This window comes from Microbacterium sp. CFBP 13617, from assembly GCF_014839445.1.
Lineage (GTDB): Bacteria > Actinomycetota > Actinomycetes > Actinomycetales > Microbacteriaceae > Microbacterium.
Genome location: NZ_JACYNW010000004.1, coordinates 369,752 through 383,987, shown reverse-complemented (window position 1 = coordinate 383,987; position 14,236 = coordinate 369,752). Strand labels below are relative to the sequence as shown.

General features: G+C 69.7%; 16 protein-coding genes and 1 tRNA gene. 7 read left to right on the top strand and 10 right to left on the bottom strand.

Annotated features, from left to right (window positions below):
- Positions 1–17: 17 nt before the first annotated feature.
- Entirely contained in the window at positions 18–710 is a 693-nt protein-coding gene (locus IFU40_RS13710; RefSeq protein ID WP_055838218.1) for a response regulator transcription factor, read from the top strand.
- 133 nt (positions 711–843) lie between these two features.
- Positions 844–2,511, top strand: coding sequence for a sensor histidine kinase (locus IFU40_RS13705; RefSeq protein ID WP_191926881.1), 1,668 nt, complete (start codon positions 844–846; stop codon positions 2,509–2,511).
- A gap of 344 nt (positions 2,512–2,855) precedes the next feature.
- On the opposite strand, the gene groL is transcribed toward IFU40_RS13705, so the two are convergent.
- From groL to IFU40_RS13680, 5 genes are all read right to left on the bottom strand, one after another.
- The gene (gene groL / locus IFU40_RS13700) at positions 2,856–4,475 is read right to left on the bottom strand and encodes a chaperonin GroEL (RefSeq protein ID WP_191926681.1); all 1,620 of its coding nucleotides are present in this window, start codon (positions 4,473–4,475) and stop codon (positions 2,856–2,858) included.
- A 168-nt stretch (positions 4,476–4,643) separates the two neighbouring features.
- Positions 4,644–4,844: a cold-shock protein gene (locus IFU40_RS13695; protein WP_055838224.1), complete on the bottom strand. Its 201-nt coding sequence runs from the start codon at positions 4,842–4,844 to the stop codon at positions 4,644–4,646.
- 131 nt (positions 4,845–4,975) lie between these two features.
- On the bottom strand, positions 4,976–5,578 hold the full coding sequence (locus tag IFU40_RS13690) for a LytR C-terminal domain-containing protein (RefSeq protein ID WP_070409550.1): 603 nt from the start codon (positions 5,576–5,578) through the stop codon (positions 4,976–4,978).
- A gap of 35 nt (positions 5,579–5,613) precedes the next feature.
- Positions 5,614–5,868, bottom strand: coding sequence for a DUF3263 domain-containing protein (locus IFU40_RS13685; RefSeq protein ID WP_191926680.1), 255 nt, complete (start codon positions 5,866–5,868; stop codon positions 5,614–5,616).
- Between the two features lie 9 nt (positions 5,869–5,877).
- Complete coding sequence (locus IFU40_RS13680; RefSeq protein ID WP_191926679.1) at positions 5,878–6,867, bottom strand: DUF2332 domain-containing protein; 990 nt, start codon at positions 6,865–6,867, stop codon at positions 5,878–5,880.
- Between the two features lie 73 nt (positions 6,868–6,940).
- Between IFU40_RS13680 and msrB the strand changes: the two genes are divergently transcribed.
- Together msrB and IFU40_RS13670 are read left to right on the top strand one after the other, a co-directional pair.
- Positions 6,941–7,348 (top strand): peptide-methionine (R)-S-oxide reductase MsrB, encoded by a 408-nt coding sequence (gene msrB, locus IFU40_RS13675; RefSeq protein ID WP_055838235.1) that lies wholly within the window; start codon positions 6,941–6,943, stop codon positions 7,346–7,348.
- A gap of 14 nt (positions 7,349–7,362) precedes the next feature.
- Positions 7,363–7,914: a nitroreductase family protein gene (locus tag IFU40_RS13670; RefSeq protein WP_055839459.1), complete on the top strand. Its 552-nt coding sequence runs from the start codon at positions 7,363–7,365 to the stop codon at positions 7,912–7,914.
- A gap of 101 nt (positions 7,915–8,015) precedes the next feature.
- On the opposite strand, the gene IFU40_RS13665 is transcribed toward IFU40_RS13670, so the two are convergent.
- Positions 8,016–8,957 carry a DMT family transporter gene (locus IFU40_RS13665; protein ID WP_191926678.1) on the bottom strand — a complete coding sequence of 314 codons (942 nt, stop codon included), beginning with the start codon at positions 8,955–8,957 and terminating at the stop codon, positions 8,016–8,018.
- Between the two features lie 88 nt (positions 8,958–9,045).
- Positions 9,046–9,558, bottom strand: a complete 513-nt coding sequence (locus tag IFU40_RS13660) for a hypothetical protein (RefSeq protein WP_191926677.1) — start codon at positions 9,556–9,558, stop codon at positions 9,046–9,048.
- 71 nt (positions 9,559–9,629) lie between these two features.
- On the opposite strand from IFU40_RS13660, the gene IFU40_RS13655 reads away from it, so the two are divergent.
- Together IFU40_RS13655 and IFU40_RS13650 are read left to right on the top strand one after the other, a co-directional pair.
- On the top strand, positions 9,630–11,537 hold the full coding sequence (locus tag IFU40_RS13655) for an alpha-amylase family protein (RefSeq protein ID WP_191926676.1): 1,908 nt from the start codon (positions 9,630–9,632) through the stop codon (positions 11,535–11,537).
- A gap of 16 nt (positions 11,538–11,553) precedes the next feature.
- Positions 11,554–11,826, top strand: a complete 273-nt coding sequence (locus IFU40_RS13650) for a hypothetical protein (protein WP_191926675.1) — start codon at positions 11,554–11,556, stop codon at positions 11,824–11,826.
- 39 nt (positions 11,827–11,865) lie between these two features.
- On the opposite strand, the gene IFU40_RS13645 is transcribed toward IFU40_RS13650, so the two are convergent.
- The gene (locus IFU40_RS13645) at positions 11,866–12,033 is read right to left on the bottom strand and encodes an alternative tryptophan synthase beta-subunit (protein ID WP_249404228.1); all 168 of its coding nucleotides are present in this window, start codon (positions 12,031–12,033) and stop codon (positions 11,866–11,868) included.
- Between the two features lie 254 nt (positions 12,034–12,287).
- Here IFU40_RS13645 and IFU40_RS13640 point away from each other — a divergent pair, with 254 nt between their 5' ends.
- Positions 12,288–12,608, top strand: a complete 321-nt coding sequence (locus IFU40_RS13640) for a hypothetical protein (RefSeq protein ID WP_191926673.1) — start codon at positions 12,288–12,290, stop codon at positions 12,606–12,608.
- Positions 12,609–12,752: 144 nt separating this feature from the next.
- On the opposite strand, the gene IFU40_RS13635 is transcribed toward IFU40_RS13640, so the two are convergent.
- Positions 12,753–12,825: transfer RNA gene (locus IFU40_RS13635), tRNA-Thr, on the bottom strand.
- A 76-nt stretch (positions 12,826–12,901) separates the two neighbouring features.
- A complete protein-coding gene (locus IFU40_RS17255; protein ID WP_191926672.1) occupies positions 12,902–14,134 on the bottom strand; it encodes a tyrosine-type recombinase/integrase in 1,233 nt (410 codons plus the stop codon).
- Positions 14,135–14,236 lie beyond the last annotated feature (102 nt).

Here is a 14,236-nt window from a genome sequence, read left to right as displayed (position 1 = left end):
GTCACGATAATGAGGGAATGACAGCTCCTCGCATCCTCGTCGTGGACGACGAACCGAACATCCGCGACCTGCTCATCACGAGCCTGCGCTTCGCCGGTTTCCAGGTGCGAGCCGTGGCAAACGGCGCGCAGACCATCTCGGCCGTGCTCGAAGAGGAACCCGACCTCATCGTGCTCGATGTGATGCTGCCCGACATGAACGGGTTCAGCGTCACCAAGCGCCTGCGGGGCGCGGGGTACACGGCACCCATCCTCTTCCTCACCGCCAAGGACGAGACCGAAGACAAGATCATGGGTTTGAACGCCGGCGGCGACGACTACGTCACCAAACCGTTCAGCCTCGACGAGATCGTCGCGCGCATCCAGGCGATCCTGCGCCGCACCATGCAGGCCGACGAAGAGTCGATCATCCGCACCGGTGAGTTGACGATGGATCAGGACACCCACGACGTCAGCGTCGGCGACGTCTCGATCGACCTGAGCCCCACCGAGTTCAAGCTGCTGCGGTACCTGATGCTCAATCCGAACCGTGTGCTGTCGAAGGCGCAGATCCTCGACCACGTGTGGGAGTACGACTTCAACGGTGACGCGGGCATCGTCGAGAGCTACATCTCGTACCTGCGCCGCAAGATCGATCCGCACTCGTCCGAGCCGCTCATCCAGACCAAGCGCGGCTTCGGCTACATGCTGAAGTCGGGTAAGACCGCCTGAGCGGAGGCTCCCCCTGTCGCACTCCGACGACACCCTCACCCACTGGTGGCGCAGCCTGAGCCTTCGGGCCAAGGTCACCGGCGTCACGGTCGCGCTCCTCGCGATCGGGTTGTTCACCGCCGGTATCGGCACGATGGTGTTCCTGCGCACCACGCTGGTCAACAACCTCGACGAGCAGCTCGCACAGCAGGCAGCCGGGAGCATCGCGAACAGCATCTTCACCACGAGCGACACCGACGGCCGCATCACCTTCACCCAGGTCGACAACGCCCCGCAGATCGGGTCGATGGTGGTCGTGTACGGGCCCGACGGGCGGCGCGAGGCGTTCTACAACGGCACGTCGTCGCGCGCCCTGCCGGATCTGCCCCTGACGTTCACCGTCGAGCAGACCTACAGCCAGATCGACCGGCGGATCGAGTTGGAGAACCCCGAATCCGGCCAGCACTTCCTGGCTCGCGTGGGGGTGCTGCAGGCCCCCGGCAATCCCGGGGTCTACACCCAGATGGTGATCCAGCCCCTGGCCCCCACCGATCGCATCGTCGCGGCGTACGTGGGGATCTACGCCTTCGTCGCGTTGCTCATCCTCATCGCGAGCGCCCTGCTGACCCGCTGGCTCGTGACGCTCACGTTCCGCAATCTGCGGCAGGTCGAGACGACCGCGATGGACATCGCCGCCGGCGACTTCAGCCAGCGCCTGACCGACATCGTCCCCGACACCGAGGTGGGGCGCCTCAAGACGGCGATCAACGCCATGCTCGCGCGGATCGACGGGGCGCTCGTGCAGCGTGACGCGACCGTGCGCCAGATGCGACGATTCATCGGCGACGCCAGCCACGAGCTGCGCACCCCGCTCGTCACGATGCGCGGGTACGCCGAGCTCTATCGCATGGGCGCGATCCGTTCCGACGAAGACGTGGCGCAGTCGATGGAGCGCATCGAGAAGGAAGCCATCCGCATGGGGGCCCTCGTCGAAGACCTGTTGGCCCTCGCGCGACTCGACGAGCGTCGCGACGTCACGATCACCTCGCTCGATCTGCGCCCGATCGCTCGGGATGCCGCGATGGATCTGCGCGTGACCTCCCCCCAGCGCGAGGTGACCGTCGACGACACCACCGCACGCACGGAACGCATCGTCCCGTTGATGACGCTCGACCCGCTCCTCGACGCCGCAGGAGAGCCCGCGTCGACGCCCGGGCGCCGCAGGGGTGCGCCGCCGACGTCGGCGATGGCGATCGCCGGGGCCACCCTGTCGCGTCTGCGTCGTCGCGCCCGAGAGGCGGGCGAGACGCATCCGGCCGCGGGCGACGACGCCGCCCCTCCGACCGTGCCCCTGGGCGTCGTGCGCACGCCCCCGCGGCTCGCCCCCGTCGTGCTCGGCGACGAGAACAAGGTGCGCCAGGTCGTCGCCAACCTGCTGGGCAATGCGCGGCGGTTCACCGCCGACGGTTCCCCGATCGGTCTCCGCGTGGGGGTCGACGCCGACGCCGACATGGGGTGGATCGAGATCATCGATCACGGCGAGGGCGTTCCCGAGCAGATCCGCGACCAGATCTTCCAGCGCTTCTGGCGTGCCGACACCTCGCGCACGCGCGAGACCGGCGGTTCGGGCCTCGGACTGTCGATCGTGGCATCCATCGTCGATCTGCTGCACGGCACGGTGCAGGTCGTCGACACCCCCGGCGGCGGAGCGACGTTCCGCGTCTCTCTCCCCCTGGCCGACCGGCGCGACGCGCAGGAGCACGCGCTCATCGAGACGCAACCGCTCGAGCGCCTGCCCGACGACTACCGTCCCGACGCGTAGACCCGACGCTTCCGCCCCGGCCCCGACCCCGGCTCTCACCCGCCCCCGTCGAACCTCGGTGGAGTTCTCGAACCGTGTCCCAAAAGATGCAGGCCGCGTCCCACATCGGGTTGCCTGGCGCCGCGGCAGGCAACCAGAAGTGGGACATGTGCCCCAACCGGCCGGCCCGCAGTCACGCAAGCCAGCAGCCCGCAGCGCGCAGCCAGCAGCCCGCAGCCCGCAGCCCGCAGCCAGCCAACTCACCGGCAGCCAACCGGCGCCGGATCATCGAGCGGTCACCGCCCCGTCAACACAGAACGCCCCCTCCCGAAGGAGGGGGCGTTCTGTCACTGCCTAGGCGTGGATCAGAAGTCCATGCCACCGGTCGGGTCGCCCGCGGGAGCGGCCGACTTCTCGGGCTTGTCGGCGACGACGACCTCGGTCGTGAGGAACAGACCGGCGATGGATGCCGCGTTCTGCAGAGCCGAACGCGTCACCTTGGCGGGGTCGATGATGCCCTGTGCGAACAGGTCACCGTACTCGCCCGTCGCGGCGTTCAGGCCGTGGCCCACGGGGAGCTCGGCGACCTTGTTCGCCACGACACCGGGCTCGAGACCGGCGTTGAGCGCGATCTGCTTGAGCGGGGCCTCGATGGCGACGCGGACGATGTTCGCACCCGTGGCCTCGTCACCGACGAGGTCGAGGGCTGCGAGCGCGGTCTTGCCGGCCTGGATGAGCGCGACGCCACCACCGGCGACGACACCCTCTTCGACGGCGGCCTTGGCGTTGCGCACGGCGTCTTCGATGCGGTGCTTGCGCTCCTTGAGCTCGACCTCGGTGGCCGCGCCCGCCTTGATGACGGCGACGCCACCCGCGAGCTTGGCGAGGCGCTCCTGGAGCTTCTCGCGGTCGTAGTCGCTGTCGGTGTTCTCGATCTCGCGACGGATCTGGGTCACGCGACCCTCGATCAGCTCGGACTCGCCCGCACCCTCGACGATCGTGGTCTCATCCTTGGTGATGATGACCTTGCGCGCACGGCCGAGCAGGTCGACCGTGGCGTTCTCGAGCTTGAGGCCCACCTCTTCGGTGATGACCTGTCCGCCGGTGAGGATCGCGATGTCCTGCAGCTGAGCCTTGCGACGGTCGCCGAAACCGGGAGCCTTGACGGCCACCGACTTGAAGATGCCGCGGATCTTGTTGAGCACCAGCGTCGCGAGAGCTTCGCCCTCGACGTCTTCGGCGATGATGAGGAGCTCTTTGCCCTCCTGGATCACCTTGTCGACGATGGGCAGAAGGTCCTTGATGTTGGAGATCTTCTGGTTGGCGATCAGGATGTACGGGTCTTCGAAGACCGCTTCCTGACGCTCGGGGTCGGTGACGAAGTAGGGGTTGATGTACCCCTTGTCGAAGCGCATGCCCTCGGTGAGCTCGAGCTCGGTGCCGAAGGTGTTGCTCTCCTCGACGGTGACGACGCCTTCCTTGCCCACCTTGTCGATGGCTTCGGCGATGAGTGCGCCGATGGCCGGGTCGGCGGCGGAGATCGATGCGGTAGCCGCGATCTGCTCCTTCGACTCGACCTCTTTGGCCGAGGCCAGGAGCTCGTCGGTGACGGCCTTGACGGCCTTCTCGATGCCCTTCTTGAGCGAGATGGGGTCTGCGCCGGCCGCGACGTTGCGCAGGCCCTCGCGCACGAGCGCCTGGGCGAGAACGGTGGCGGTGGTGGTGCCGTCACCCGCGACGTCGTCGGTCTTCTTGGCGACCTCCTTGACCAGCTCGGCGCCGATCTTCTCGTACGGGTCGTCGAGCTCGATCTCCTTGGCGATCGAGACGCCGTCGTTCGTGATCGTGGGGGCGCCCCACTTCTTCTCGAGCACGACGTTGCGACCGCGGGGGCCCAGGGTCACCTTGACGGCGTCGGCCAGCGTGTTGAGGCCACGCTCGAGACCGCGTCGGGCCTCTTCGTCGAAAGCGATGATCTTTGCCATAAGTGTGTCGTCCCTCCCGGACGGGTGACTGCTGATTTTGGCACTCGACGAAAGCGAGTGCTAACTCATTCTGGCACTCGCCCCTGGGGAGTGCAAGCCGCCCACCCGCGCGCAAACGACGACGCCACGGCATCCGGGATCGGATGCCGTGGCGTCGGGAAACGGTGATCAGGCCAGTCGCACCGACTCCGCCTGGGGGCCCTTCTGCCCGGTGCCGACGGTGAACTCGACGGCCTGGCCCTCCTCGAGAACGCGGAAACCCGACATCTCGATGCTCGAGTAGTGGACGAAGACGTCCTGGCCGTCGGCGACGGTGATGAAGCCGAAGCCCTTCTCGGCGTTGAACCATTTGACAGTGCCCTGCGTCATGCGAATCTCCCGTTGCTGAATGACGAGGTCATCGTAAGCACGCGTGATCCCGCCGCACCGGCCGCTCGGCCCATTGTTGACGCGCAGGCCGCGAACTTGTTACGCCGCGGAAACACGCGGCCGTCGAGGGGTCAGGGAGCGGTCGACGGCGACGCCTGACCGGCGGCGCGATCGAGGCCGATGACGACGACGAGCCGCTTCACGGCGCTCTCGTCGTCGGGGGTGCTGGGGTCGTCGGTCGGCTGCAGGAAGTCGCTCTGCGCGATCTGCGCGCCCCCGATGGTCTGGGCCAGGCCCTGGGCTGCCGCCTCGTCGGTGTCGCGGAGGTAGTAGATCGTCGTCTCGGCGAAGTCGGTGCTGTCGGAGTCGCCGGTCTCGACGCCCTCACCCGGCCATCCGGCCGCCACGATCTGGTCGCGCACGGCGGCGGCGAGTCCCTCGTCGGCCGTGCCGTTGAGAACGACCACCGAGTACGACGTGTCGACGACGGCGGGCGTCGTGGGTTCCGCCGAGACGGTGGGCACCGGCGCGGGCCCGGAGCCGAACGAGATGCGGCCCGACACCACCAGCGAGCCGAAGATGCCGGCGATGATCAGGGCGAGGGTGGCGATGGCCGCCCACAGGAAGATGATCCACCCGCGCAGCCGGGGATTCTCGGCGCGGTGGGCGCCGACGCGACCCGCATCGGCCGGCAGGTCGTCGAAGCGATCCCGCGGGAAGGTCGATCTGGCCATTGGACGATGCTACCGGTCCGACCCGCGCGCACCCGTCACCGGGTGGCGGTGCGGCCGAGGCGTGCGCGCTGCTGCGCGGCCGCGTCATCGCGGCGTCGGCGCAGGCGACGCACCAGCATGGGGTCGGACGCGAGGGCTTCGGGGGTGTCGATGAGGCGACCGAGCAGCTGGTAGTACCGGACCGGCGTCAGCGCGAACTCGGCGCGGATCGCCTCCTCTTTCGCACCCCCATGGCGTCGCCATTCACCCTCGAAGGCGAGGAAGGCGCGATCACGGTCCGACAGGGGCACGCTCCGACGCTACTGCGCACCGCCCGTCGATTCCGGATGCCACGCCACCCACGCCCCGAGCGGATCGACCTCGGCGCGCACGTCGCCGTCGAGCGCGAGCGCGAACCCGCCCCGTCGGATGCGAGGGGGGTGCGTCCAGCCGTCGTGCAGCGGCGCGGCATCGAGCGTGATCCACCGCCCCGCGGCCCGCGCGGCCGCGATGACGGGGGCGCGCCCGGCGCGCGGGATGTGGGCGAGCACGCCGGGCGTCGTGACCACCAGCGTCGCTCCGCGGGGAGCCTGCGCCGCGAGAGCGGGAAGGGCCGTCGCCCCCTCGCCCGCGACGAGAAGGGGCGGATCGGCCGCCGCGATGTCGAGCGCGCCGGCGATGCGCTCACGCCTGCCCTCCTCGCCCGGCCACACCAGGCCCGTGAGCCACGCGCGATCGTCGGCGGCGCGGGCGTCGAGGGGGTTCAAATCGATGCCGGCCCGCCACACGACGTCCGGCATACGCAGGTCGGGGTGCCCCTCGAGCTCGCACTCCAGCACGACCGGGCTGCGGCCGCCGGCGGGGTCGAGCGCGATGACCTCCTCGCCGCGGCGGTAGCGATAGGAGTACCGGTCGGGGTACAGGCACAGACCCGCGCTCGCCCCCACCTCGAGCAGCGCGATCGGCCCCTCGATGAGCGAGAGCGCCGGCAGCAACGCGGCGCACCGGAGCGGCTCGTTGGTCTGCACGCTTCGACGCCCGCACTCGACGACCACCTGATCGGCGTGGGCGACGACCCACGCGGCCCACGCGTCGACATCGTCCTCCGGTGCGCCCAGCAGCCGCAGCACCGCGAAGACGAGCGGGGGCTGACGCCGCGTCTCCTCGATGCGGGCGAGAGCCTCGGCCACCGCGGTGTCGTCGACGACGCGCCGCGCCCACCCCTCGTACACCGCCGAACGACCCGGCGCCTCGTCGCGGGCGAAGCGCCCATAGCGATCGACGACGGCTTCCACGGCATCCTGCTGCATTCCGCAGATTATGCCGCGCCGACCTGACCGGCCCCCGGCACGAGAGAATAGGGACCGGAGAGAGGAAGATCCCATGACTTACGCCGTCGACAAGACCGACGACCAGTGGCGCGAAGAGCTTTCGCCCGAGCAGTACGCGGTGCTGCGCCAGGCCGGAACCGAACGCGCGTGGACCGGTGAACTGCTCGATGAGAGCCGCTCCGGTTTCTACACCTGCGCCGCGTGCGGCTCCGAGCTGTTCCAGAGCGGAACGAAGTTCGACTCGCACTGCGGGTGGCCGAGCTTCTACGAGTCGGTGCGTCCCGAGGCCGTCGAGCTCATCGACGACAACAGCCACGGCATGCAGCGCACCGAGGTGCGCTGCGCCAACTGCGGTTCGCACCTCGGACACGTGTTCCCCGATGGTTTCGGCACTCCCACCGGCGACCGGTACTGCATGAACTCGCTGTCGTTGAACTTCACCCCGGAAGAGACGGCGTGAGCGCACTCGAGGCGATGCGCGACCGCCGGTCGTGGTCGAAGGTCACCGACCTCGCCCCCACCGGCCCCGAGCTCGAGGCGTTCGTCGCGGCCGCGGGTCGCGTCGCCGACCACAAGACGCTGCGTCCCTGGCGGATCATCGAGATCCGCGGGAGCGACCGCGACCTGCTCGCCCGCGCCTTGAACAAGGCCGACGGTAAGAAGGGCTACTCCTCGAAGCCCCGCCGCGCTCCCCTGATCATCGCCGTGGTCGCGAACCTCGAGTCGAAGAAGATCCCCGCGTGGGAGCAGGAGGCCGTGGCCTCGGGCGTCGCCCACATGCTGAGCCTCGCACTCGACGAAGCCGGCTTCGGCGTGTTCTGGCGCACCGACGACAACACGCGCAGCAAGGCGCTCGCCAAGGCGCACGGCCTGTCGAAGGGCGAGGTGCTGCTCGGCTGGCTCTACGTCGGAGGCAAGCCGCCGCGCTCGCGCCCGGTGCGTCGCAAGACCGTGGACGCCGCGAAGCACATCTCGCGTCTGCCCGGGAGCAAGAAGCGTCGCGCCGTCGACGACGCGCACCTCTGATCGATCCGTCTTCGTCGTACGCCGCCGGTGGGGCTCGTCCCCCCGGCGGCGTCGTCGTTCACGGGCGGGCGGCGCGCGTCATCCGCTGACCGGGCTCCGGCTCACGGCCGGCGGCGGCGCCACGGGACCGCCGCGACGATGACACCGACGATCGCGACCGCGGACGCGAGCAGGGCGACGGGGGTCGATGGGGCGGCGGGGGCAGGCCAGAGGGCGTCGAGCAGCACCGACGTGCTCAGAAGCCCCACGACTGACCCGAGGCCGAGCAGCAGCACGCCCGTGCGGCGAACGACCACCGCCGACAGGAAGATGTAGACGACCCCGACGGCTCCACCCACGTACAGCCAGGGCTCGGTGGGGATGACGCGTGGGGCGCCCACCACCCCCACGTGCACCACCGCGGCCACGACGAGCACCGCCGTTCCGCCGACGAAGTTGACCAGCGTCGCGGTCAGCGGGCTCTCGACGCGCACCCGCAGACGCCCGTTCGTCCCCTGCTGCCAGGCCACGCCCGCACCGGCGATGGCGGGGACGACCAGCATCCACAGCGGCACTCCCCCCAGCGCATCGCCCGACAGGCACACGATCACACCGGCGATGGCGAGGACGGCGCCGACGAGGCGGCGCACGGTGACGGGAACGACCCCCGCCGGGCCGTAGCCGACCCGGTCGAGCACGAGTCCGCCCGTGGTCTGCCCGGCGACGAAGCCGACGGTGAACAACGCCACGCCGATGGTGGCGACCGTCAGGCCCTGGCTGGCGACGGTGAACGCCCCGGCCAGACCCCCCAGCAGCATCCAGGGCGGGATCGATCGGGATCGGATGCCGGAGAGCAAACGCCCGAACCCGCGTCGCCCCTCGGGTACCAGCGCCGACAGCGCGACGAGGATGAGCAGTCCGGAGCTGAACGAGATCGCGGCGGCGACGATGCCGTCAGCGATCTCGGCGCCGAGGGTGCCGTTGATTCTCGCCTGCAGGGCCGTGAGCGCGCCGATGAGCACCGCTCCCGCCACGGCGACACCGACCGAACCGCGCTCCGACACCGCACTCCCCTCGCGCCCGAGGGTCGGGCCATCGTCGATCGTACGTCGGCGTCGGCGTCGCGGACGGCGGCACCGCCCGGCGCAGAACTCACGCCACGGCGAGCGTGCGCCGCTCCCGCGCGGACCGCACCGCCGCACCCACGAAGAGCGCGAGCAGCGCCACGACCGAAAGCGCGCTCACCGCGTAGAGCGGCAGGCGCCCCGGCGAGAAATCCCCACCGCTGATCATGTAGGTGTCGGCCAGGCCCATGCCGGGGCCGAAAGAGGCGACGAAGTAACCCGGCATTCCGGCGAAGAGCAGCCCGAGGTACCCGGCGACCGTGGACCAGACGCCCGCTCCCGTGAGGACGAAGAGCAGGGCGAGGACCAAAGCGAAAAGCGGGCCGATGGCGATGACGACCACGACGAACGCGCCGGGCGGTCCCTGATTCGCCGCGCCGACCTCTGCCCAGACCTGCGCGGCGGTGGCCCCCGGGCGGGCGGCCTCCGGATTCCAGACCAGGATCTGCAGCAGCGCGACCCCCGCGTACGCGCACACGGCGACCACGCCCGAGAGGGCCGCGATGAGGGTCGGAAGACGGGTCGTCGATGCGGCGGTCATCCATCCATGCTGTCTCAGACCGACGCCCGCTGCCAGCACCGGGCACGTCGCTGTCGACCGGAGGGGCGCCGATGCACCAGGCTTTCCCCGTGACCCAGTTGCGCACCGACCACGACGACGTCTCCGAGATCATCGCCGATCTCCTCGCCGACGGCGTCGACCACGAATTCCTCCCCCACGTGGAGGCCCACCTGCCGCGACTGCACGATCTCTTCGTGCGGTTGTACGGCGAGCGTCCCGACGGCCGCGAGCGATTGGCATCCGTCGTCGATCTCGCCCGACGGTCGTGGGCGTTGCGCCCGACCGAGCTGAAGGCCATCGACCGCGAGCGCGAGAGCGCGCCCGGATGGTTCGAGAGCGAGCGCATGCTCGGTGGCGTCTGCTACGTCGATCGCTACGCCGGAGGACTCAGCGGCATCCGGGATGCCATCCCCTACTTCCAGGAACTGGGCCTGACCTATCTTCACCTCATGCCGCTGTTCGAGAGCCCGGAGGGGAACAGCGACGGCGGGTACGCGGTGTCGAGCTACCGCCGCGTGAACCCGAAGCTCGGCACGATGCAGGAGCTCGCCGAGCTCGCCGCCGACCTCCGCCGCGCCGGAATCTCGCTGGTGGTCGACTTCATCTTCAACCACACCAGCAACGAGCACCGGTGGGCGCGGAAGGCCATCGCCGGCGACCCGGGGTACGAGGATTTCTACCTGATCTTCCCCGACCGCGAGATGCCCGACGCGTACGAGCGGACCACGCGCGAGATCTTCCCCGACGACCACCCGGGGTCCTTCGTGCAGCTCGACGACGGGCGCTGGATCTGGTCGACGTTCTACCACTTCCAGTGGGACCTCAACTACGCCAACCCCGCCGTCTTCGAGGCGATGGCCGGCGAGATGCTGTTCCTCGCGAACCAGGGCGTCGAGATCCTGCGGATGGATGCTGTGGCCTTCATCTGGAAGCGGCTCGGCACGACCTGCGAGTCGCTGCCCGAGGCGCATCTGCTGCTCCAGGCCTTCAACGCGGTGCTGCGCATGGCCGCGCCCGGCCTGCTGTTCAAGTCGGAGGCGATCGTGCACCCCGACGAGGTGATCTCGTACATCTCGCCCGACGAGTGCCAGATCTCTTACAACCCGCTGCAGATGGCCCTCACGTGGGAGGCGTTCGCCACCCGCGACGGACGCCTGCTGCAGCAGGCGCTCGAGCGTCGCCACGCCCTGCCCGGCGGCACCGCGTGGGTCAACTACGTGCGCAGTCATGATGACATCGGCTGGACCTTCGCCGACGAGGATGCCGCCGAGCTCGGTATCGACGGCTACCCGCACCGCCGCTTCCTCAACGATTTCTACGTCGGGCGCGCCGAGGGAACGTTCGCCCGCGGTGTGCCGTTCCAGGAGAACCCCCGCACGGGCGACGCGCGCGTGACGGGAACCACTGCCTCGCTCGCCGGTATCGAGGCGGGCGACTCCGCGGGTGAGGACCGCGTCGTCCTCGCTCACGCGCTCGCCCTGTCGACCGGCGGCATCCCGCTGCTGTACCTCGGCGACGAGGTGGCGCAGCTCAACGACTACGGCTTCGCCGACCGCCCCGAAGAGTCGGGCGACAGCCGCTGGGTGCACCGCCCGTTCCGCCCCGCACAGAACTACGCGGATCGCGCGGATGCCGGGACCCCGTCCGGACGCGTCTTCGCACGACTGGCGCGCCTGCTCGCCGTTCGTCGGTCGACCCCCGAGCTCGCCGGCAACGAGCTCATCGCCTTCGACGCGCACGTGGCGTCGGTCGTGGCCTTCGTCCGCCCCGGCGACGCGGGCTTCGACGTTCTCGTCGTGGCGAACGTCGCCGACAGCACGGTGACCGTCGACGCGCTCACCCTCTCGGGCCTGCGACCCGAGGCGCTGGACCTCGTCGCGGGCGCTCCGACCTGGTTGGGCGGGGGCCTTCCGCTCGCCGCGCACGAGGTGCGCTGGTTGCGCGTGCGCTCGCGTTGACGAAGGATGACGGGCGATGAGCGAGGCACCGGCGCACCAGACGCGTCACCTGGCCGCGCTGGGGGCGGGGGTGATCGCGCTCGCGACCGTGGTGTGGGCCCCGGCGGGCATGGTGGGCGACCTGCTCATGGTCACCGTGGCCCTGTGCGCCCTGCTGTTCGCGCTGGAGGCGAGCAGGCGGCCCGGGCCCCTGCGCTGGGGCGCGATCGTGGGCGCCCTGCTCGCGGGCCTGTCGGCGATCGTGGCGGCGGCGATTCTCGTCGTCGCGCTCGCACGGCTGTTGTCGTGACCGCTCGGCGACGAACGAGAACCGCAACGCGGCGGGATGTCAGGTGGCGGGCACCTCGCGCCGCTGCAGGTAAGTGGCGATCGAGCGTTCGCGGCTGCTCCCCCATCCGCTGCGTATCCGCATGAGGGTGAAGCCGGCGGTGCGCAGCTCGCGCGCGTAATCGATGGTGAGTCGATGTCGGGCGAGCTTCTCCCACCCGCCGGGCATTCGGTAGGCATGTGTGACAGTGCGCGGTAGAGCCATTGTTCCCACTCCCTTGGGCGAGCGGACCGGTCGCGTGGCTTCGCCATCGGAGCGGTGCGCGTAGGGTGCGCGGGTAGGTAATGGTGAGGATACCCATTCGACTACTGGTTGTCTGCCTCTTTTCGGGCGACGTCCCGGCGCGGCTGGACTGGGCGCCGGCGGTCGCGGCCGGCACACACCCCTATCCGCAACCCCGACGGCGGCGTACAGTCCGCACTATGGGCGACAAGGAGCACGACGACGAGATCGCCGCAGAGAACTGGGATGACGAGGGCGGCCACCTGGCGACGCTGCGACGCAATGGCGAGTGGGACAGCTGGAATCAGACCGCGGGCGACCACTGGCACGGCTACGCCCCACCCACGACGACACGAGCTACACGCGACGAGGACAGCGCACGGGACGGACGGCCCGGCGCCGACGCCACCGCCCTGGAGCACTGGGATGACGACGGCGGAACGGAGCCGATCGCACGCCCGGCGGCGACCGGGTCCCGGTCGCGTTCACCTCACCGGATCGCGCATTTTCCACCTCTGTGAGAGGCGCGCGCTCAGCGCGTGAGCAGAATGCCCCATCGAACCCCGTCACACTCGTCCGCGGCGGCGCAGCACCAGCGAAAGCGAAGGGGCGGAGCGTACGCCGCGACGTGCGTCACATCCGGCCCGCAAGGCCGCAACATTACGTGCCGGCTACAGGACTTGAACCTGCAACCCCCGTATTACAAGTACGGTGCGCTACCAATTGCGCCAAGCCGGCTAGCCGCGGAATTCCGCGGGCTGTAAGGGTGTCTCCGCTCTAAGGTCTAATGCGACCCCGCACAAACCCCGCACATTCACTTGCTCACGATCGATTCTATGGCCTCCGCTGCGCGGCTTCCGCCGACCGTCTTGGACATGTACACGCTCTGCGTGATCGCCGGGTTCGCGTGGCCCAAGTACTCGGCGACATCGCGCGCCGAGAGCCCCGCCTGATCGAGAAGCGTCGCCACGGTCTTTCGGAAAGCGTGGAAGGTGTACCGCTCGGGCAGCCCGAGCCGGTCGCGGGCGTCAGACCACTCCCCCGCTGCCCCTCGCGAGTTGCGCTCTCGGCCTCGGATCGAGGGGAACACCACGCCTGCATCGTTGGGACCACCACGTAGCCGACGATCGCCCAGCATCCCGAGCTCACCGGCCGGGACGGAGATACGTCGCACGCCGGCTTCCGTCTTCGACTTTCTGATCGTGACGACCCCGGCGCCGAGGTCGACGTCGTCCCAGCGCAGCGCGCACGCTTCACCGATCCGGACGCCCGTGCCGGCGAGAAACACGATCATGTCCGCCATGTCGAGCGCAATCAACCGCTCGTCAGATCGGACCCTCGCGAGAACGCCGGGCAGATCCTCGAGCGGGATCGCGGTTGCCCCCTTCGCCTTCACGCCGGTGCCGGCGAGCTCGCGCACCGGATTGGCCTCCACCGCGTCTGAGCGCGCCGCGAGCGCCATCATGCCCGACAGCACCGCCCTCGCCGTTCTCGCCGAGCCTGGCCCGCTCTCCGCCGCTACGACCTTAAGGAAACGCTGCAGCCGATCCGCGGTCGCTTCCGACACGGCGAGGTCACCAATACGGGGGGCGATGACCCTGCGCACGATGCGTGTGTAGTCGGCCACCGTGACCGACGCCAGGCCAGCCTCCGAGGTTAGGAACCGCTCGCCGAGGTCGCGCATGCGCGTCTCCCGCTTCACCTCCGCGGCCGTCGACGCGGCGATCGTCGTCAGCGCCTGACGCAGCGCCGTCGTGGCTTTCGCCTCGCTCGCCGCGAAGCGCTCGACCTGACGAAGGCGGCCGTCATCATCGCCCACCACCGCGATCCCGCCACGCGCACGACGTACCTGACCGTTGGTCACGTGCTCGACCGTGTGGGAGCTGGCGATCGCACCAGTACCGCCGACGTCGAGACGGACGTTCGCGCAGCGCAAGCTCGCGGCATCATCCCGGCGGACGGGCCGCGCCGGCAGCCCCTCGCCCCGGATGCGGCGTACCAGCTGCAGTCCGCGCGTGAACGGGACCGGCGCGAGTCGCTCCGGCACACGTCAGACGCGATCAGCGCCCCGTGATCGCGGCACTAGCGGTTGCCGGAGCCGACACGCCGATGACCAAGTGACGAGAAAGAAATACGCAATATCCGCAAA